Here is a 17,867-nt window from a genome sequence, read left to right on the forward strand (position 1 = left end):
GGTGGCGGGGATCAAGATCCAGACGGTGTTCTAGGCTGTTGCTTCGGACAACCGCGATTCGGTCATGGCCAGCGGCCATTTCTTCAGCGCCGCCCAACGCGGCGCGGCGGGCTGAACAGCCCGGCGTGCAGAACGTAATAGGAGAGTAAGCAATGCCTGTCATCAACCCCGAAGGGAGTACCGGACGATGAGCGAAGGTAACCACAGTCGATCGCGCCTGCTGCCGAGCCTGCTCGGCCTGTTGATCCTGCTGTCCGGCCTGGCGCTGCTGGCCGGCGGCATCAAGCTGGCGAGCCTGGGCGGCTCGCTGTACTACCTGCTGGCCGGCATCGGCCTGGCCCTGAGCGGGCTGTTGCTGCTGCTGGGCAAGCGTGCGGCGCTAGGCCTGTACGCCCTGGTGCTGTTCGCCAGCACCGTCTGGGCGCTGTGGGAAGTCGGCCTGGACTGGTGGCAACTGGTGCCGCGCCTGGCCCTGTGGTTCGTCTTCGGCCTGCTGCTCTGGCTGCCCTGGTTCCGCCGCCCGCTGCTGGCCGAGGGGCCGGCGCCGCTGGGCACCGCGGCGCTGGGCGTGGCGGTGGTCCTGGCCGGCGCCGCCGCGGTGGGCAGCCAGTTCACCAATCCGGGGCAGATCGTCGGTCGCATCGACCGCGACAGCGGCATGACCAGCACCGCCCCGGCGATGCCGGACGGCGACTGGCAGGCCTACGGCCGCACCGAGTTCGGCGACCGCTACTCGCCGTTGAAGCAGATCACCCCGGCCAACGTCGGCCAGCTCGAGGAAGCCTGGCGCATCCGTACCGGCGACCTGCCGACCGCCGACGATCCGCTGGAACTGACCAACGAGAACACCCCGCTGAAGGTCAACGGCATGCTCTACGCCTGCACCGCGCACAGCAAGGTGCTGGCCCTCGACCCGGACACCGGCGCGGAAATCTGGCGCTTCGACCCGCAGATCCAGAGCCCGGTAGGCTTCAAGGGCTTCGCCCACATGACTTGCCGTGGCGTCTCCTACTACGACGAAGAGCAGTACGCCAGGAGCGACGTCGGCGCGCCGCCGGCCGCGCTCTCCGAGGCCGGCAAGGCGGTCGCCGCCAGTTGTCCGCGGCGCCTGTTCCTGCCCACCGCCGACGCCCGCCTGATCGCGATCAACGCCGACAACGGCAAGGTCTGCGAGGACTTCGGGGTCAAGGGCGCGGTCGACCTGACGGCCGGCATCGGTCCGTTCACCCCGGGCGGCTACTACTCCACCTCGCCGGCGGCGGTCACCCGCAACCTGGTGATCATCGGCGGCCACGTCACCGACAACGAGTCGACCAACGAGCCGTCCGGGGTGATCCGCGCCTTCGACGTGCACGACGGCAAGCTGGTGTGGAACTGGGACAGCGGCAACCCGGACGAGACCGAGCCCCTGGCCCCCGGCAAGTTCTATACCCGCAACTCGCCGAACATGTGGTCGCTGGCCAGCGTCGACGAGAAGCTCGGCCAGGTCTACCTGCCGCTGGGCAACCAGATGCCCGACCAGTGGGGCGGCAACCGCACCCCCGGTGCCGAGAAGTTCAGCGCCGGCCTGGTGGCCCTCGACCTGAACACCGGCAAGCTGCGCTGGAACTACCAGTTCACCCACCACGACCTGTGGGACATGGACGTCGGCAGCCAGCCGACCCTGCTCGACCTGAAGACCGCCGATGGCGTCAAGCCGGCGCTGATCGCGCCGACCAAGCAGGGCAGCCTGTACGTGCTGGACCGCCGCGACGGCACGCCGATCGTGCCGATCCGCGAAGTGCCGGCGCCGCAGGGCGCGGTGGAGGGCGACCATACCGCGCCGACCCAGGCGCGTTCCGACCTCAACCTGCTGCGCCCGCCGCTGACCGAGCGCGACATGTGGGGCAGCAGCCCGTTCGACCAGATGCTCTGCCGCATCCAGTTCCGCTCGCTGCGCTACGAGGGCCAGTACACCCCGCCGTCGGAGCAGGGCAGCCTGATCTATCCGGGCAACGTCGGGGTGTTCAACTGGGGCGGGGTGTCGGTCGACCCGGTGCGCCAGATCCTCTTCACCAGCCCCAACTACATGGCCTTCGTCTCGCAGATGGTGCCGCGCGACAAGGTGCCCAGCGGAAGCAAGCGCGAGGGCGAGACCAGCGGCGTGCAGCCGAACACCGGCGCGCCCTACGCGGTGATCATGCATCCGTTCATGTCGCCCATCGGCCTGCCGTGCCAGGCGCCGTCCTGGGGTGACGTGGCGGGTATCGACCTGACCACCGCCAAGGTCGTCTGGCAGCACAAGAACGGCACCAGCCGCGACAACACCCCGGTGCCGATCGGCCTCACCGTCGGCGTACCGAGCATGGGCGGCTCGATCACCACCGCCGGCGGCGTGGCCTTCCTCAGCGGCACACTCGACCAGTACCTGCGCGCCTACGACGTGAAGGACGGCAAGCAGCTCTGGCAGGCGCGCCTGCCGGCCGGCGGCCAGGCCACGCCGATGAGCTACACCGGCAAGGACGGTCGCCAGTACGTGCTGATCGTCGCTGGCGGACACGGCTCCTTCGGCACCCGCATGGGCGACTACATCATCGCCTACGCCCTGCCCAGGCAATGACCCGCCCACCGGGAGCCCACAGCCGGCTCCCGGCCTTCCGGGCTTCGGCCCGGAAGGGGCTTTGCCAAGGGGAGGCGCGTTCCCGCCCTTGGCAAAGCCCCTTCGATACCTTGCGACCCGCGGAACCCTGCATGCCGTCCCGACCCCGTCCCAGCTTCGTCTCCCACCTGTTGCCCGGCTCCCTCGCGCTCTGCGGCCTGGCCATCGCCTGCGCCGCCCAGGGCGAGGAGCGACGCAGCCTCGAACCCATGGTGGTGACCGGCAGCTACAACCCCAGCGACACCTTCGACCTGCCGTTCTCGGTGGATAGCATCGAGCGCCGGCAGATCGCCGACGGCCAGCTCGGCATCAACCTCTCCGAAGTCCTGCCGCGGGTACCCGGCCTGGTGGTGCAGAACCGCCAGAACTACGCCCAGGACCTGCAAATCTCCTCGCGCGGCTACGGCGCCCGCTCGGCCTTCGGTATCCGCGGGCTGAAGCTGCTCGCCGACGGCATCCCGGCCAGCACGCCGGATGGCCAGGGCCAGGCCGCGACCCTCAACCTCGATGTCGCCGAGCGCATCGAGGTACTGCGCGGGCCGGCCTCGACGATCTACGGCAGCAACGCCGGCGGGGTGATCCAGATGTTCTCCCGCGACGGCCAGGGCGCTCCGCGGGTCGGCGCGGAAACCACCGTCGGCAGCGATGGCCTGAGCCGCAACCACCTGTACACGGAAGGCGAGGGCGACGGGGTCGGTTTCCTGGTGGATGCTTCGCGGATGGACACCGACGGCTACCGCGACCACAGCGCCGCGCGCCGCGACCAGACCTTCGCCAAGCTCAACTTCAGGCCCGACGCCGACAGCCGCCTGGCGCTGATCTACAGCAGCCTGGAACAGAACGACACTGAAGATCCGCTGGGGCAGACCTGGGACGCCTACAAGCACGACCCGCGCTCCGTCACCGCCAACGCCGAGCTGTACGACACGCGCAAGAGCATCGACCACCAGCAGGCCGGGATGAACTACGAGCGCTACTTCGGCGAGGCGACCTTGCAGGTCAACGCCTACGTGGGCAAGCGCAGTGTCGTGCAGTATCAGGCGATACCCAAGCAGATAGGATGCGAGAGTAATCCGCGTTGCCAGAGGAATGGCGCGGTGATCGACTTCGACCGCGACTTCCACGGTGGCACCGTGCGCTGGCTGCAACCGGTACGCCAGGCGCCGGGCGAGCTGAACCTGACCGTCGGCCTCGACTACGACCAGAGCCGCGACGACCGTCGCGGCTACCAGAACTTCAACGGCGACCAGCTCGGCGTGAAGGGCGAGTTGCGCCGCGACGAGGTGGACACCGCCACCAGCCTCGATCCCTACCTGCAGGCGAGCTGGGCCATCGACGCCTGGACCCTGCAGGCCGGGGTGCGCCACAGCACCATGAAGATGGAGGTCGACGACCGCTACTTGAGCAACGGCGATGCCAGCGGCTCGCGGCGCTACCGGAAGAACACCCCATCGTTCTCGGTGATGTACGCCTTCACCCCCGACCTGCACGGCTACCTCAGCGCCGGCAAGGGCTTCGAGACCCCGACCCAGGCGGAGATGGCCTATGCGCCGGTGGCGGCGAACGCGCCGGACGTCTTCAACTTCGGCCTCAAGCCGGCCACCAGCAGCCAGTACGAAGCCGGGCTGAAGGCGCGCCTGTGGGGCAATACGCGGGTCAACGCGGCGATCTTCCAGATCCGCACCGAGGACGAGATCGTCGTCGCCAGCTCCCTCGGCGGTCGCACCAGCTACCAGAACGCCGGCAAGACCCTGCGCCGCGGCTTCGAACTGGGCCTGGAGAGCGAACTGAGCGAGCACTGGAACGCCAACCTGGCCTATACCCGGCTATCCGCCACCTACGATTCGGATTTCGAGGCCGGCGGCAAGACCATCGGCAAGGGCAAGCACCTGCCGGGCGTGCCGGCAAGCAGCCTGTTCGGCGAACTGGTATGGAAGCCCGTGGAGGGCATCAGCATGGGCTGGGAAGGCATGTACCGCAGCCAGGTCTACGTCGAGGACAGCAACAGCGAAAAGGCCGCGCCGAGCTATGCGGTATTCAACTGGCGCACCCGCTTCGAACAGCGCCTGGGGGCCTGGACCTTCCACCAGCTGGTGCGCCTGGACAACCTGTTCGACCGCCAGTACGTCGGCTCGGTCATCGTCGGCGACGGCAACCGGCGTTACTACGAAGCGGCCCCCGGGCTGTCCTGGTACGCGGGAGCCGGGGTCGAATACCAGTTCTGAAGTGCCGGGCGCGCTTGTTCGCGCTACCCGGCCAGCCCTTGTCAGCGTCGTCAATTCCGATTACTGTATGGATGTACAGTAATCGGAAATCGCCTGCCTGCGCGACAAGGAGCACCGATCATGAGCCACAACCTTGCCGAACTGCCGCTGTCCCGACGCCGCGCCCTGGAGCGCGAGAAACAGGCCTGCCTGCGCCTCCACCTGTCCCGCAATCGTGCCAGCGAACGCCTGGAGCGCGCCGTGCGCGACGAAGTCGAGCGCCTGCTGGGTGCCCGCGAACGCCAGGGGGCCGGCTGGCCGGAGTGGGTCAGCGCGGAACTCTGCGTGGCGGACGACCCGCTCTTCGTGCGCAAGGTGGTGGCGCGTCTGAAAGCCGCGGTGGACTGGCAACGCCAGCGCGCAGCCTGAGTGTTGCTCGCTTCAGGCCCCGCTGCCGTCGCTCCCAGGCGCGCGATGATGTTGCAGGGCGCGCTGGCGATGGCCGGCGAGGATGTACCGGTAGATCAGTCGGGCGAGCGGCTCCAGTTCCATTTTCTGGCCGTTCAGCGCGGCGCCGCAGAGTGCCAGCTTGACCCGCTTGCCTCCGGCCACCGCACGGGCTTCGGGGCGGGCGAAAGCCCGCGGGTCGAAACGGGCATGGCTGTCGAAGCGCGGTGCCGTGCAATCGAAGGTGGTCGCGAAGGTGAGTTCCAACCAGCGCCCGCGCTCGATCTCCAGCGACTGGAAGGTGTACATCGGCACCTGCGGCGCGTTGGCGAAGGTGATGCTCTCCGGGGTCAGGGTGAGCGCGACCTGGCCGTGGCGCCGGTAGAGGAACACGCCCGCCAGGCAGGCGTACAGGCCGCCGCCCAGCAGCAGCGCGGCTGGCAGCCAGAACAGCCATTGGCCACTGGCCAGGCGCCAGGCGTGGGGCAGCGAAGCGAGCCAGAGACCGGTGGCGCCAGCCACCAGGCCAGCGAGCAGGGCAACGCAGGCGGTGCCCCGCGAGACCTCGCGGATCTCGCAGCGGGCTTCCAGCGGCGGCAGTTCGTCGAGGGTTTCGTCAGTTTCTTGCATGGGGATTCTCACAGGTCTTGCCGAGCAGGTCGGCGCTGAGCGCTCGGCTCAACGCCAGGGGGGCGCCGAACCAGACGCTCAGCGCCTGGCTCGGCGGTCGTGTCGGAACGGCCCGGCCGGCGGTCCCGGCCCAGGTGCGTTCGAAGCTCTCTCCCAGCGCCGTGCAGCGCAGGCCCAGCGGAGGGTGGGTATCCTGCGGATGGACCTGGAGTCCCTCCGCCCCGGGGTCCGGTGCTTCCAGGCCGGACTGGCCCAGGTAGACGTGGATGGCGTCCACCAGGTTGTCCGGCGCGCGCGCCGGAGCGAGCAGGCAGTGTTCGAGGAACGCCCGTATCGGCGCGCCGGCCGCCGCGCTGCGCAGCAGGGCCGAGGCCATCGCCGGCGCACCGGCCAGTTGTGCGGCGCGGCGGTCGGCGGCGAATTCGCGCAGGCGGCTCCAGTGGTTCACGGCGAGGCCGAAACGTTCGAGGAAGTACCCGGCCAACAGTCGCGCCGGTTCCAGTGCCGCACGTTCGAAGACGTTGGCTTCCTGCTCCTCGATGGCGGCCAGTTGGCTCGCGGCGTCCTGGTAGATCGGCAGGAAGCGCAGGCTGTAATGGGCGTCGCGGCCGGCGAAGTGGGCCAGTTCGTGAGCGATCACTGCACTCAGTTCGGCGCGGTCCAGCAGGCCCAGCAACGGTAGCGAGAGGTATAGGCTGCGTCCTTCCAGATGCTCGCCGGAAGGTTGCAGGCAGACGCGGTTGGTGGTCACGTAGAAGCCGTCGCAGAGACCTACCAACAGGTGCTGCGGGGCTGGCGTATCGAGGCGCGCCGCCAGCTCGCGCAGCAGCGTCCAGAGTTCCGGTGCATCCTCTTCGCCCAGCCGGCGGCCGATGACATCCAGGGCCGGCGCCGGGCGCAGGCGCAAGCGGCTGATCTTCGCCAGCATTTGCCACGCCGACGCCAGCAGGCCGAGCAGGATCAGCGCCACGCTCAGCTGGGTGCGTCCTTCGCTGACCGGAACCTGGCCGACCCGCCACAGCCCGAGGATCTCGAACGTTCCGGCACAGGCCAGGGCCAGGGCGAGCAGGCCGATCTGGGCGAGGAGCAGGCAGGGCAGCAGGCGTCGGCCCAGCTCGAACCACAGGAGCAGGCAGCGACGCGAGCGCAGTGCGCTGCGTGCGGCGCCGGCGATGCCGGCCAGGGAGACGGCTCCCAATACGGCGACCAGCGCCGCCAGGCAGGCTCCGCTATCGGCGAGGACGGCGGCGAAGCGATTCAGGCGCTGTGCGCTTCGTGTGTCGGCGAGTTGCTCGTCGAGCCGCGCCAGGGCCAGGTCGCGCACATAGGCCCGGCCGTCCACCCGGACGCTGGCCCTCGGCGGCAGCGCCCGCGCTTCGGCGAGCGCGCGCTCGACCCGCTGCTGCGCGGCGCCCAGTCGCTCGGCCTGTTGCTCGGCGCGCCAGGACTGCCAGGCGCCGAGCCCCGCCAGCAGCGCTGGAACCAGCACCAGGCAAAGCAGCAGCCTTCGCGGATGGACCGTGCCCTTCACTCAGCCCTGGTTGCGCAGTTGTTGCAGGTAGCGCTGGGCGTGGGCGGCCTGGATGTAGGCGTCGAGGATCGCCGCCATGTCGTCGCAGTCCAGCTTCTTGCCGTCGCTCTGCAGGCCGGCCGACATGATGGTGATGCGCGGGTCCTTGCCTTTGAAGGCCATGGCCTGGGAGGCGAACACCTGGCGTACGGCGCGATGGGTCGGCAGCGGCGTTTCGGGCCGCAGGTGGAGGGTCTGGGTGGTTTGCAGCATGTCGGCCTTGACGCTGAAATCGATGACGTCGGCCAGCTCGACCGGAGCCGACAGGCTGTCGGCCCAGAGCTGGGTACGGGTCAGGCGCATGAAGGGGGTCTTGCCGGAGTTGCGATGCTGGTAGCCGAGGAACAGCCCGAACAGGCCGAGCAGCAAGCCGACGACGCCGACCCCCGGCTTGCCCTGGGAGAACCACATGCCGCTCATGATGAAGGGCACGATGCTCAGCAGCGGACCCAGCACCACGTACTTGCGGGTATTGGTGAACTCGGTGGCCGGCGGCACGTTGGCGATCACCCGCTCCAGGTGGGCGATGACCTCGGCGGTCTTCGCCTGGTTCAGTTCTTCGTGTTCGGCGCCGAGGGTTTCGGCGAGGTTGGAGACGAGGTCCCGGGGTTCCTGGTTGCTCATGGAAATATCCTTGGAGTTGGGAGTGAAGAGGAAGCACTGGGCGGGATTTCGCCCAGTTGGCGGAGCCGGGCCTGGGCGCGGGCGATGTCCAGGTAGAGGTCGATGACCTCCGCGGCCTCCAGTAGCGACAGGTTGCGACCATTGAGGCGCCAGCCGGGGGACAGCAGGCGAACCCGTGGGCCGTCCCGGCATTCGCTGACGGCACGCGCGGCGAACGGGTCGAGCGGGCGCGTGGATGGCGCCGGTAGCGCCTTGCCGTGCAGTTCGAGGACTATCGCGGAGAACCAGACCCCGTCCTCCAGGCGCAGGTCGGCGACCTCCAGCAGGTCCAGCGGCGCCGACAGGCTGCGGGCGCGCAGGCGCCCTTGGCCGAGTACGAGGAACGGCGCGTTCCTGGCGTTGCGCTGCAGGCAGGCCAGACACATGAGGAGGGCGGCCGCCGCCAGCAGGCACAGCGCCGCCGCCTCATGCCCGGGACCGGGGTGGTCGCGCAAGGTCCAGGCGCCGCCGAGCAGCAGCAGGCCGAGCAGGGCGGACAGCGGCGCCGCGCCACGGGCGGCGCCGATGCTTATCCGGTTGGGAACGCTGGCGACGAAGCGCCGCAACCGCGTGGCTTCGTCGTCCCTTGCCCCGGCGGGGCAGGGTGCTTGCGCGCCCGGCGGGATCATCGGCTTTCCCCGTGGCCTGCATCGAGCAGGCGGTTGAGCCACTGCGTGTCGTCGGCGCTGACGATGCGCCTTGCCTGTCGCAGCAGATCGTCGTCGAGCGCCAGGGAAAGGTCCGCGATCCGCTGGTAGGTCGGCGGGTGACTGTCGAAGGGGTGTTCCAGGCGGCGCGCGCTGTCCTGTTCGTCCAGTTCCAGGGAGTTCCCGCGCAGATGGTCGGTCAGCGCATGCACCAGGTTGCGCGTCTGCGGGCTGGCCAGCAGGCGTTCGATCAGCCCTGCCAGGGCGCAGGTGCGTAGCAGCGCGATGGCGAAGACCCGCGCGCCGGCTACCCGCGCCCCGACCTTGTCGGCGGCCAGTTCCTGGCGGCGATTCCAGTGCAGGTAGGCGCGCTCGAAGCGTTCGAGGAAGTACAGCGCGGCCCACAGGCCCGGCTTGCCGAGCAGGCCGACACGCCCATCCTCGGGTGCGGCGATGCGTTCGATGCGCAGGCGCACCTGCCGCTGCAGGAGCGACAGGGAGGCGCCGTGGGCGGTGTCGCCGGCGGCGAAGTGGCCCAGTTCGTGGCCGATGATCGCGGCGCTTTCGGCCTCGCTCATGACCGTGGCGTAGGTCAGCGGGATGTACAGGGTACGCCCCTCCAGCGGAATGCCGCGGGGGGCCAGCAGGATCTTGGCCTGGGTGACGAAGTAGCAGTGCTCGATGCCGGTGACGACATGGTCCGGCAGCGGCGCTCCGGCGCGGTCGGCGATCTGTCCCAGCCATTGCCAGAGGCCGGGCGCGGCGACCCGGTCGAGTTCGCGGCCGAGCAGGTGGAGCACCGGTTCCTCCAGCGGCAGCAGTTCGCCGCGCAGGCGCCGCAGCATGAGCAGGCCGCCGAGGAACAGCAGCCACAGCGGCAGCGAGAAGAGCAGGGCGACGAAGCCGTGGCTGTGCCAGTGGCTGTAGCTCCACAGCGCTTCGTAGAGCAACTGGCTGGCCAGGGCGGCGACCAGCAGGCCGGCGTGCAACGGGACCAGTCGACCGAGGCGCCGCCAGGCCGGCGCGAGGTGGCCGAGCAGGTAGGCTTGCGAGCGCATCGAGCGGCGCCCGTCGTATTCCAGTTTCGCCAGCAAGGCGGCCGCGACCAGCGCCGACGCCAGCGCGCAGAGCTTGCCGATAGCGGCCAGCCAGCCGCGCAGAGCCAGCCAAGGATGGTCGCGGCGGATGGCCTCGGCGTCTTCGGCGAACTGGTGAAGATGACCTTCGACGCCATAGGCCGGACGGAACAGGTGACGGGGAATGGCGCCGGCGGCGTCCGGGTCGTTGCGCGCCGAGGCGCTCCAGTCGCGCATGAAGCGTTCGTCGCGCAGGGTCGAGTCGACCCGGAAGGCCTGCACGGCGGACCAGGCGTAGAGCGCCAGGGGAATCAGGAAGAGGAACGCGAGCAGCCTTACCCGCAGCGTATCGTGGCTCATCCGCGTTTATTTCTGCTCGAGGTAGTCGGTCAGGAACGCCTGGGGCTCGCCTGCGGACGACAGCGCCTCGCTATAGGCGACCTGCCGCGTCTGCTGTTCGCCGGGCAGGTAGAGTTCGCCCCAGCCGTCGCGCACGATCAGGATCACATACTTGCTGCCGTTCAGTTCGGTGGAGTAGCGACTGTCCCTGGCGCTCTTTTCCACCTTTACCTTGTGGATCAGGCGGTCCCAGTCGTGGTCCAGTCCTTCGACCTGCAACAGCGCTTCGCCGGCCGCCGCTTCGCCGATACGCAGGGTCCAGACCTTGAGCCCCTGCTGACCCTGGTAGGCCACCACCTTGTCGGCGACTGGCGGCCGCGCCTGTTCGGCCTGCGCCGTGCAGGATCCCCAGGCCAGCGCGCCCATCAGCAGCGCCGCAGTCCACTTTGCTATCATTCTCGCCCCCTTTGGCAACGCGATGTAAAAGGGGCGCATCTATTAATACAGGCTCGGACCATGAACAACCGAGGCGGCCGCCGCTCACAGGAAAAGTGTCGTCGCCCACAGGTTCGGTTCGATCAGCGCACGGAACCATCCTGGAAAGCCGCTGCCTGAACCGGTTCAGATGGTTGCGTCCCACCGATACCTACGCCATGGAAAGCTGGAATCCCTACCACGACACGGAGCTTTATTTCGACGCTCCTTCGCCCCTGTGCCAGTCGCAGATCCTCGACGCGCGCGAAATGCTCGGCAGCGCCACCGGTCACTACCAGGCGCGGACGGTGCGCCCGTCGATGCAGTATTTCGATTGCGACCTGAGCTTCACCGAGCCGCTGCGAACCCACAAGGTGCTGCCGGAAGGCCTGTGCATCGTGCAGATGTTCGACGGCCAGTGGCGGCACAGCGTCGACGGCGGCGAGCCTTATCTCTACAACCTGGGCGGTCCTTCGGTGCTCGGCACCGGCGAGCCGATGGAGGCCTTCGACATCCTGCCGGCGGGCAGCCGCGTGCGCCTGGGCGGGCTGCGGATCGCCGCCAGCTATCTGGAAGAGGAACTGGAAACCGGCGATGGCGCCCTGCGGCCGCTGGCGCGGCTGAAGGGCGACGGCGCGAGCTTCACCCAGTTGTCCCGTTGCGGCGCCATCAGCGCCCTGTTCGAGCGCCTCTACCAGAATCCATACCGCGGCGCCCTCGGACGCCTGCACGAAGAGAGCCTGACCCTGGGCCTGCTGGTGGAGCTGGCCGCCTACCTGGGTGGCGCGGACCTTCGTCGCGCGCGCACCCCACGCGCCCAGCGCGACCTGGCCCATGAAGCGCGCCGCCTGCTGGAGGCGAACCTCGGTGAGCCGCCTGCCAGCCTCGAACTGGCGCGCCAACTGGGGGTCGGCGAAACCACCCTGCGGCGGATTTTCAAGAACGAGTTCGGTCGCTCGATGTTGCAGTACGTCCGCGACCGGCGTCTCGAGATCGGCCGGCAGATGGTCCGCGAGGGTCGCTGGCAGATCGCGCAGATAGCCTATCGCCTGGGTTACTCCAGTCCGGAAAACTTCACCCATGCCTACCGCGCGCGCTTCGGCCATCCGCCGGGGCGCGAGTGAGGCGGACGCGGTTCAGAGCGAACGCTGGTCGACCCGCGCGGAAAGCTGCTCGGCGCTTTCCTTGCGCTCCGAATAGCGGTCCACCAGGAACTCCGTGCGTTCGCGCAGGAGCAGGGTGAACTTGAACAACTCCTCCATCACGTCGACCACCCGGTCGTAGTAGGGCGATGGCTTCATCCGGCCCGCTTCGTCGAACTCCAGGTAGGCCTTGGGAACCGAGGACTGGTTGGGGATGGTGAACATGCGCATCCAGCGACCCAGCACGCGCAACTGGTTGACCACGTTGAACGACTGCGAGCCGCCGCAGACCTGCATCACCGCCAGGGTCTTGCCCTGGGTCGGGCGCACCGCCCCGAGCGCCAGGGGAATCCAGTCGATCTGCGCCTTGAATACCGCGGACAGCGCACCGTGGCGTTCGGGCGAGCACCAGACCTGGCCTTCCGACCACTGCACCAGGTCGCGCAACTCGCGGACCTTGGGATGCTCCAGCGGTGCATCGTCGGGCAATGGCAGCCCGGAAGGGTCGAAAATCCGCGTTTCGGCACCGAAGCGTTCGAGCAGGCGTGCGGCCTCCAGCACCAGCAGGCGGCTGAAGGAGCGCTCGCGGGTCGAGCCGTAGAGCAGGAGGATGCGCGGCCTGTGCCCGGAGACGGGGGGCGGGTCGCCGAGCAGCGCGGGATCGAGGTTGGGTAGTTGTTCGGACATGCTTCCTCCGGTCAGAGCGAGCCGATGCGCTCCAGCTCACGCTTGAGCTGGTCGCGATCCAGGGTAGCGAAGGGCAGGCCGAGGAAGGCCCGGCAACGCTGTTCGATGCGTGCCAGGGTGGCGTGGAACGCCGCATCCCGCAGGGCTTCGTCGCCATCCAGGGCGGAAGGATCGGCCAGGCCCCAATGGGCCTTCAGCGCTGCGCCGAGATACAGCGGGCAGGCTTCCCCCGCGGCGGCGTCGCAAACGGTGATGACGATGTCCGGCGGTGCGCCTTCGAAGGCTTCGCTGCCCTTGCTGTACAGGCCGTGGGTGGCGATGCCGGCCTGTTCGAGGGTCGCCAGGCTGCGCGGATGCACCCGCCCGCTGGGCTGGCTGCCGGCGCTGCATGCCTCGAAACCCGGCGGGGCCAGGTGGTTGAACATGGCTTCGGAAAGAATGCTGCGGCAACTGTTGGCCGTGCACATGAACAGGACTCGCATGGGATGCTCCTGCCGCCGTCGCCGGCGGCCGTCAGATGGCCAGGCGCAGGGCCAGGGCCGAAAGGGTCGCCAGCAGGACCGGCAGGGTCAGCAGGGCGCCGACCCTGAAGTAGTAGCCCCAGGTGATGCGCATGCCTTTGCGCGCCAGCACGTGCAGCCAGAGCAGCGTCGCCAGGCTGCCGATAGGGGTGATCTTCGGACCCAGGTCGCAGCCGATGACGTTGGCGTAGATCATCGCTTCGCGCACCGCGCCGGCGGTGTCGCTGGCCTGGATCGACAGGGCGCCGAGCAGCACGCTGGGCATGTTGTTCATTACCGACGAGAGGGCGGCGGAAAGCAGTCCGGTACCCAGCGCGGCCGCCCATACGCCGTGCTCGGCCAGGCGGTTCAGGAGCTGCGCCAGGAGGTCGGTGAGACCGGCGTTCTTCAGGCCGTAGACCACCAGGTACATGCCCAGCGAGAAGACCACGATCTGCCAGGGCGCTTCGCGCAGCACCCGCCGGGTCGAGATCACCCGCCCGCGCCCGGCCACCGCCAGCAGCAGCGCCGCACAGGCCGCGGCCACCGCGCTGACGGGGACGCCCAGCGGCTCCAGGGCGAACAGCCCGGCGAGCAGGACCAGCAGCATCCAGCCACCGACGACGAAGGTCGCGCGGTCGCGGATCGCCGCCCGCGGCGGCTTCAATTGCTCCAGCGCATAGACCGGCGGCAGGTCGCGGCGGAAATAGAGGAACAGCACCAGCAGGGAGGTCGCGACGCTCATCAGGTTTACCGGCAACATCACCGCGGCGTACTCGCCGAAGCCGAGCCCGAAGTAGTCGGCCGAGACGATGTTCACCAGGTTCGAGACCACCAGCGGCAGGCTGGCGCTGTCGGCGATGAAGCCCGCCGCCATGACGAAGGCCAGGGTCGCCGCCGGGCTGAAGCGCAGGGCCAGCAGCATCGACATCACGATGGGCGTGAGGATCAGCGCCGCGCCGTCGTTGGCGAACAGCGCCGAGACCGCCGCGCCGAGCAGCACGCAGAAGGCGAACAGGCGCCGGCCGTCGCCGCCGGCCCAGCGCGCGACGTGCAGCGCTGCCCATTCGAAGAAGCCGGCCTCGTCCAGCAGCAGGCTGATGACGATCACCGCGATGAAGGTGGCGGTGGCATTCCAGACGATGTTCCAGACGGTCGGGATGTCGCCCGGCGCGACGCTGCCCAGCGCCAGGGCGAGCAGGGCGCCGATGCTGGCGCTCCAGCCGATGCCGAGGCCCCTGGGCTGCCAGATGACCAGGACCAGGGTGAACAGGAAGATGGCGAAGGCGATCAGCATGGGGCGGCTCGCGCTATTGGCAGCAGGCGGAGGCGCGCTGCGGGCGGCCGTCCATGTCGCGCAGGCGCGCGGCGTCGGCTTGCAGCCAGTCGCCGTTGGCCCGCAGGGTCACTTGCAGGACTTCGTGGATCCAGGCCGGCAGCGCAGGGTTCAGGCGGTAATACACCCACTGGCCCTGGCGACGGTCGAGGAGCAGCCCGGCACTGCGCAACTGGGCCAGGTGGCGGCTGATCTTCGGCTGGCTGTCGGCGAGGGCGCACATCAGTTCGCAGACGCACAGTTCGCCCTGGTCGACGATCAGCAGGGTGGCGCGAACGCGCGTCTCGTCGGCCAGGCACTTGAACACTTCGGCGGGGCTGGGCATCGCTGGGCCTTCCTGAATATATGGAAAGCCGAATATACGGACATCCGTATGTATTGCAAGCGCCCCCGATCCTGCCGGCTAGCGGCGGGCGGCCTGGACTTCCTCGCTCGGCGTGCGCCCGAAGTAGCGCTTGAACTCGCGGCTGAACTGCGAGGGGCTCTCGTAGCCGACCTGGTTGGCGGCGGTACTGGCGTTCAGCCCGTCCTGCACCATCAGGCTCCAGGCCTTGTACAGGCGCACGCTCTTCAGGTACTGGAGGGGCGAGGTGAAGGTCATCGCCTTGAAGTTGTGGTGGAAGGTCGACACGCTCATGTTCGCCTCGCGAGCCAGGGTGTCGATGTCCAGCGCACTGGCGTAGTCGGTGTGGATGCGCCGCAGGGCCCTGGCCATGCGCCCGTAGCCGCTGTGCCGGCCGGCCACCGCACGCAGGGCGTTGCCCTGCTCGCTGCGCAGGGCGCGGAAGATGATCTCGCGGACCAGTTGCGGGCCGAGGATATGGCTGTCCAGCGGGCTCTGCAGGCAGCGCAGCAGGCGCATCACCGCATCGGCCATCCCCGCGTCCAGCGGTACCGAAGCCATCGGCGCGCTGGGCGCCAGTTCGTTGTCGTCGTCGCTGCCGGGAGCCTCTTCCATCTGTAGCAGCAGTTCCTTCAAGGTGCCGATTTCCACGTCGACGCTCACTCCCAGCAAGGGCTCGGCGGCGGAGGCGTGGGTTTCGCATTCGAACGGCAGGGGCACCGACATCACCAGGTAGCGTTCGGCGTCATAGCGGTAGGTTTCGCCACCGAGGAAACCGATCTTCTGGCCCTGGGCGAGGATGCAGATGCGCGGCTCGTAGAACACCGGGCTGCGCGGATAGGCCTGTTCGGCGCGCATCAGGCGGACGCCGGGGATGCGGGTGGCGTCGAAACCCGGTTCGCCTTGCAGGGTGGTGATCAGCGACGCCATGTCGGTGGAAGTAGTGCTCATGCCTTGGCTGTTTCTCCAGGAGGGGAGGCAAACGTAGCAACCCCGCGCGCGCCTGGGCAGTGGCGGGACGCAACATCGGCACGAATGGGCAAGGCTTCGACAGGAATGGACATTCTGCGGCGGCGCCCATCCGGCGAACAATTGCCCCCCGAACGGACCGCCGCCAGCAGGTCGTCGCGGCCCGCCATCCTGCGAAGAGGACACACCGATGACCCTACAGATCCGCGGCTACGCCGCCCAGTCCGCCAGCGCCCCGCTGGCCGCCCATCGCTTCGAACGCCGCGCGCCGCGCGCCGACGACCTGGTGATCGACATCCTCTACTGCGGCGTCTGCCACTCGGACCTCCATCAGGCGCGCAACGAATGGCACAACAGCCTGTACCCGCTGGTGCCGGGCCACGAGATCATCGGCCGGGTCGCCAGCGTCGGCGAGGCGGTGAGCGGGTTCGCGGTCGGCGAACTGGTCGGCGTCGGCTGCATGGTCGACTCCTGCCGGCACTGCGCCGCCTGCGCCGAGGGCCTGGAGCAGTATTGCGCGGAATACCCGACCCTGACCTACAACGGCCGCGACCGCCACGACGGCCTGCCGACCTTCGGCGGCTACTCGGAGCGCATCGTGGTCTCGGCCAGGTTCGTCCTGCGCATTCCCCAGGGACTCGATCCGAAGGCGGCGGCGCCGCTGCTGTGCGCCGGGATCACGTCCTACTCGCCACTGCGTCATTGGAAGATCGGCCCCGGTAGCCGGGTGGCGGTGGTCGGCCTGGGCGGCCTCGGTCACATGGGCCTGAAGTTCGCCAGGGCGCTCGGTGCCGAGGTGGCCCTGTTCACCCGCTCGCCGGGCAAGGAAGAGGAAGCGCGGCGGCTCGGCGCCGACCAGGTGATCCTTTCCACCGACCCACAGCGGATGGCCGCCGTCGCCGGACGCTTCGACCTGATCCTGGACACCGTGCCGCACCAGCACGACCTCAATCCCTATCTGGCGACCCTCAAGCGCGACGGCACCCTCGTACTGGTCGGCCTGCTCGAGCCGCTGGAGCCGGCGGTGCACGGTGCGCAACTGGTGATGGGACGCCGCTCGATCGCCGGCTCGGCCATCGGCGGCATCGCCGAGACCCAGGAAATGCTGGATTTCTGCGCGGCCCACGGGATTGCCTGCGACATCGAGATGATCGAGATCCAGCAGATCAACCAGGCCTACGAGCGGATGCTGGCCAGCGACGTGAAGTATCGCTTCGTGATCGACATGGCCTCCCTGCAGAAGTCCTTCTGAGACGGGCCGTCGGCGCCGGCGGGCTCAGCAGCCCTCGGCGTCGACCAGGAAGGTCTCGAAACGCACGCTTTTCGCCCCCAGCCGCCAGACGCCCGCGCTCAGCGGGCCTTGCGCGTCCTCCCGGGCTTGCCAGGCGCGTTCGCAGTCCTCGCGTGAACGCCAGCAGGTGTAGTTCAGCACGTGCTGGCCGTCCTCGCTGGGGTGCAGGCTGGCGGACAGGTAGCCCGGGCAGTTCCTGAAGCAGCGTTCCAGGCGTTGCAGGTGCGCGTTCTGTTCCAGCGCCAGCGACAACTGGCTGGCGGGTTCCACCTCGATATCGATGAGTTGCGCGTAGCACGGCGACCGCTCGCTAGCGGCCGGGCACTGGTCGTCGGTGCAGCAGTAGGAGGAGGGGATGAGCATGGCGGGTTACTCCGGGTGACTTGTGTCGAGGGCCGGCCCAGGGTAAAACCTCAAGCAAACTTGAGGTCAAGCCAATCATGAAGAATTCCTGCGCATCCCGCGAACTGAGCGTCGGCGAACTGGCCAGGCGTGCCGGCGTGGCGGTCTCCGCCCTGCATTTCTACGAAACCAAGGGGCTGATCAGCAGCCAGCGCAACGCCGGCAACCAGCGGCGCTTCAGTCGCGAGACGCTACGCCGGGTGGTGGTGATCAAGGTCGCCCAGCGGGTCGGCATTCCCCTCGCGGAGATCGCTCGCGCCCTGCAGACCCTGCCGGCCGGGCGCAGCCCTAGCGCGGCGGACTGGGCGCGCCTGTCGGCGCAGTGGAAGGAGGATCTCACCGAGCGCATCGACAAGCTGCTGCTGTTGCGCGACCAACTGGACGGCTGCATCGGTTGCGGCTGCCTGTCGCTCCAGGCCTGCCCGTTGCGCAACCCCGGCGACCAGCTTTCCGCCGAGGGGCCGGGAGCGCACTGGCTGGACGCCGAGGGCCGCGAGCACGACGGCTAG

General features: G+C 68.8%; 18 protein-coding genes. 6 read left to right on the forward strand and 12 right to left on the reverse strand.

The window, feature by feature from the left end; all coding sequences use genetic code 11:
* The first annotated feature begins 187 nt into the window (after positions 1-187).
* The 3 genes from HMPREF2924_RS09995 to HMPREF2924_RS10005 all read left to right on the forward strand — a co-directional run bounded on the left by HMPREF2924_RS09995 (position 188) and on the right by HMPREF2924_RS10005 (position 5,271).
* A complete protein-coding gene (locus HMPREF2924_RS09995) occupies positions 188-2,599 on the forward strand; it encodes a glucose/quinate/shikimate family membrane-bound PQQ-dependent dehydrogenase (protein ID WP_003131774.1) in 2,412 nt (803 codons plus the stop codon).
* A 131-nt stretch (positions 2,600-2,730) separates the two neighbouring features.
* Complete coding sequence (locus HMPREF2924_RS10000; RefSeq protein WP_003131775.1) at positions 2,731-4,863, forward strand: TonB-dependent receptor family protein; 2,133 nt, start codon at positions 2,731-2,733, stop codon at positions 4,861-4,863.
* Positions 4,864-4,983: 120 nt separating this feature from the next.
* The gene (locus HMPREF2924_RS10005; RefSeq protein ID WP_003089338.1) at positions 4,984-5,271 is read left to right on the forward strand and encodes a hypothetical protein; all 288 of its coding nucleotides are present in this window, start codon (positions 4,984-4,986) and stop codon (positions 5,269-5,271) included.
* 12 nt (positions 5,272-5,283) lie between these two features.
* Here HMPREF2924_RS10005 and HMPREF2924_RS10010 read toward each other — a convergent pair whose 3' ends face one another.
* Genes HMPREF2924_RS10010 through HMPREF2924_RS10035 form a run of 6 tightly spaced genes read right to left on the reverse strand, consistent with a single transcriptional unit; the run spans position 5,284 to position 10,670 of the window.
* Positions 5,284-5,919: a hypothetical protein gene (locus tag HMPREF2924_RS10010; RefSeq protein ID WP_003111606.1), complete on the reverse strand. Its 636-nt coding sequence runs from the start codon at positions 5,917-5,919 to the stop codon at positions 5,284-5,286.
* Complete coding sequence (locus HMPREF2924_RS10015) at positions 5,906-7,450, reverse strand: M48 family metallopeptidase (RefSeq protein ID WP_003131776.1); 1,545 nt, start codon at positions 7,448-7,450, stop codon at positions 5,906-5,908. Before HMPREF2924_RS10015 ends, HMPREF2924_RS10010 begins: the two co-directional genes overlap by 14 nt.
* Positions 7,451-8,113 (reverse strand): hypothetical protein, encoded by a 663-nt coding sequence (locus HMPREF2924_RS10020; protein ID WP_003131777.1) that lies wholly within the window; start codon positions 8,111-8,113, stop codon positions 7,451-7,453. It lies immediately after the preceding gene.
* Entirely contained in the window at positions 8,110-8,781 is a 672-nt protein-coding gene (locus tag HMPREF2924_RS10025) for a hypothetical protein (protein WP_003131780.1), read from the reverse strand. Before HMPREF2924_RS10025 ends, HMPREF2924_RS10020 begins: the two co-directional genes overlap by 4 nt.
* Positions 8,778-10,235, reverse strand: coding sequence for a M48 family metalloprotease (locus HMPREF2924_RS10030; RefSeq protein ID WP_003131781.1), 1,458 nt, complete (start codon positions 10,233-10,235; stop codon positions 8,778-8,780). Before HMPREF2924_RS10030 ends, HMPREF2924_RS10025 begins: the two co-directional genes overlap by 4 nt.
* Before the next feature lie 6 nt (positions 10,236-10,241).
* Entirely contained in the window at positions 10,242-10,670 is a 429-nt protein-coding gene (locus HMPREF2924_RS10035) for a hypothetical protein (protein WP_003131782.1), read from the reverse strand.
* 287 nt (positions 10,671-10,957) lie between these two features.
* On the opposite strand from HMPREF2924_RS10035, the gene HMPREF2924_RS10040 reads away from it, so the two are divergent.
* On the forward strand, positions 10,958-11,812 hold the full coding sequence (locus tag HMPREF2924_RS10040; protein WP_003131783.1) for a helix-turn-helix transcriptional regulator: 855 nt from the start codon (positions 10,958-10,960) through the stop codon (positions 11,810-11,812).
* A 12-nt stretch (positions 11,813-11,824) separates the two neighbouring features.
* Here HMPREF2924_RS10040 and arsH read toward each other — a convergent pair whose 3' ends face one another.
* From arsH to HMPREF2924_RS10065, 5 genes are all read right to left on the reverse strand, one after another.
* Entirely contained in the window at positions 11,825-12,517 is a 693-nt protein-coding gene (arsH, locus tag HMPREF2924_RS10045) for an arsenical resistance protein ArsH (RefSeq protein ID WP_003131784.1), read from the reverse strand.
* Positions 12,518-12,528: 11 nt separating this feature from the next.
* Positions 12,529-12,999, reverse strand: a complete 471-nt coding sequence (locus HMPREF2924_RS10050) for an arsenate reductase ArsC (RefSeq protein WP_003112098.1) — start codon at positions 12,997-12,999, stop codon at positions 12,529-12,531.
* A 31-nt stretch (positions 13,000-13,030) separates the two neighbouring features.
* The gene (locus HMPREF2924_RS10055; protein ID WP_003131785.1) at positions 13,031-14,314 is read right to left on the reverse strand and encodes an arsenic transporter; all 1,284 of its coding nucleotides are present in this window, start codon (positions 14,312-14,314) and stop codon (positions 13,031-13,033) included.
* Positions 14,315-14,327: 13 nt separating this feature from the next.
* Positions 14,328-14,678 (reverse strand): metalloregulator ArsR/SmtB family transcription factor, encoded by a 351-nt coding sequence (locus HMPREF2924_RS10060; RefSeq protein ID WP_003089312.1) that lies wholly within the window; start codon positions 14,676-14,678, stop codon positions 14,328-14,330.
* A 78-nt stretch (positions 14,679-14,756) separates the two neighbouring features.
* Complete coding sequence (locus tag HMPREF2924_RS10065; RefSeq protein WP_003110753.1) at positions 14,757-15,647, reverse strand: AraC family transcriptional regulator; 891 nt, start codon at positions 15,645-15,647, stop codon at positions 14,757-14,759.
* A gap of 208 nt (positions 15,648-15,855) precedes the next feature.
* Here HMPREF2924_RS10065 and HMPREF2924_RS10070 point away from each other — a divergent pair, with 208 nt between their 5' ends.
* Positions 15,856-16,917: an NAD(P)-dependent alcohol dehydrogenase gene (locus HMPREF2924_RS10070; protein ID WP_003131786.1), complete on the forward strand. Its 1,062-nt coding sequence runs from the start codon at positions 15,856-15,858 to the stop codon at positions 16,915-16,917.
* 24 nt (positions 16,918-16,941) lie between these two features.
* Here HMPREF2924_RS10070 and pumA read toward each other — a convergent pair whose 3' ends face one another.
* Complete coding sequence (pumA, locus tag HMPREF2924_RS10075) at positions 16,942-17,319, reverse strand: monooxygenase PumA (protein ID WP_003089304.1); 378 nt, start codon at positions 17,317-17,319, stop codon at positions 16,942-16,944.
* Positions 17,320-17,396: 77 nt separating this feature from the next.
* On the opposite strand from pumA, the gene soxR reads away from it, so the two are divergent.
* Positions 17,397-17,867: a redox-sensitive transcriptional activator SoxR gene (gene soxR, locus HMPREF2924_RS10080; RefSeq protein ID WP_003089301.1), complete on the forward strand. Its 471-nt coding sequence runs from the start codon at positions 17,397-17,399 to the stop codon at positions 17,865-17,867.

Origin of the sequence: Pseudomonas sp. HMSC063H08 (assembly GCF_001813645.1) — a bacterium.
Classification (GTDB): domain Bacteria; phylum Pseudomonadota; class Gammaproteobacteria; order Pseudomonadales; family Pseudomonadaceae; genus Pseudomonas; species Pseudomonas aeruginosa.

Excerpts from the sequence above, each read along its gene's own strand:
- HMPREF2924_RS09995 (WP_003131774.1), top strand. The coding sequence starts at position 188 with ATGAGCGAAGGTAACCACAGTCGATCGCGCCTGCTGCCGAGCCTGCTC.
- HMPREF2924_RS10000 (WP_003131775.1), top strand. The coding sequence starts at position 2,731 with ATGCCGTCCCGACCCCGTCCCAGCTTCGTCTCCCACCTGTTGCCCGGC.
- HMPREF2924_RS10005 (WP_003089338.1), top strand. The coding sequence starts at position 4,984 with ATGAGCCACAACCTTGCCGAACTGCCGCTGTCCCGACGCCGCGCCCTG.
- HMPREF2924_RS10010 (WP_003111606.1), bottom strand. The coding sequence starts at position 5,919 with ATGCAAGAAACTGACGAAACCCTCGACGAACTGCCGCCGCTGGAAGCC.
- HMPREF2924_RS10020 (WP_003131777.1), bottom strand. The coding sequence starts at position 8,113 with ATGAGCAACCAGGAACCCCGGGACCTCGTCTCCAACCTCGCCGAAACC.
- HMPREF2924_RS10025 (WP_003131780.1), bottom strand. The coding sequence starts at position 8,781 with ATGATCCCGCCGGGCGCGCAAGCACCCTGCCCCGCCGGGGCAAGGGAC.
- HMPREF2924_RS10030 (WP_003131781.1), bottom strand. The coding sequence starts at position 10,235 with ATGAGCCACGATACGCTGCGGGTAAGGCTGCTCGCGTTCCTCTTCCTG.
- HMPREF2924_RS10035 (WP_003131782.1), bottom strand. The coding sequence starts at position 10,670 with ATGATAGCAAAGTGGACTGCGGCGCTGCTGATGGGCGCGCTGGCCTGG.
- HMPREF2924_RS10040 (WP_003131783.1), top strand. The coding sequence starts at position 10,958 with ATGCTCGGCAGCGCCACCGGTCACTACCAGGCGCGGACGGTGCGCCCG.
- arsH (WP_003131784.1), bottom strand. The coding sequence starts at position 12,517 with ATGTCCGAACAACTACCCAACCTCGATCCCGCGCTGCTCGGCGACCCG.
- HMPREF2924_RS10050 (WP_003112098.1), bottom strand. The coding sequence starts at position 12,999 with ATGCGAGTCCTGTTCATGTGCACGGCCAACAGTTGCCGCAGCATTCTT.
- HMPREF2924_RS10055 (WP_003131785.1), bottom strand. The coding sequence starts at position 14,314 with ATGCTGATCGCCTTCGCCATCTTCCTGTTCACCCTGGTCCTGGTCATC.
- HMPREF2924_RS10060 (WP_003089312.1), bottom strand. The coding sequence starts at position 14,678 with ATGCCCAGCCCCGCCGAAGTGTTCAAGTGCCTGGCCGACGAGACGCGC.
- HMPREF2924_RS10065 (WP_003110753.1), bottom strand. The coding sequence starts at position 15,647 with ATGAGCACTACTTCCACCGACATGGCGTCGCTGATCACCACCCTGCAA.
- HMPREF2924_RS10070 (WP_003131786.1), top strand. The coding sequence starts at position 15,856 with ATGACCCTACAGATCCGCGGCTACGCCGCCCAGTCCGCCAGCGCCCCG.
- pumA (WP_003089304.1), bottom strand. The coding sequence starts at position 17,319 with ATGCTCATCCCCTCCTCCTACTGCTGCACCGACGACCAGTGCCCGGCC.
- soxR (WP_003089301.1), top strand. The coding sequence starts at position 17,397 with ATGAAGAATTCCTGCGCATCCCGCGAACTGAGCGTCGGCGAACTGGCC.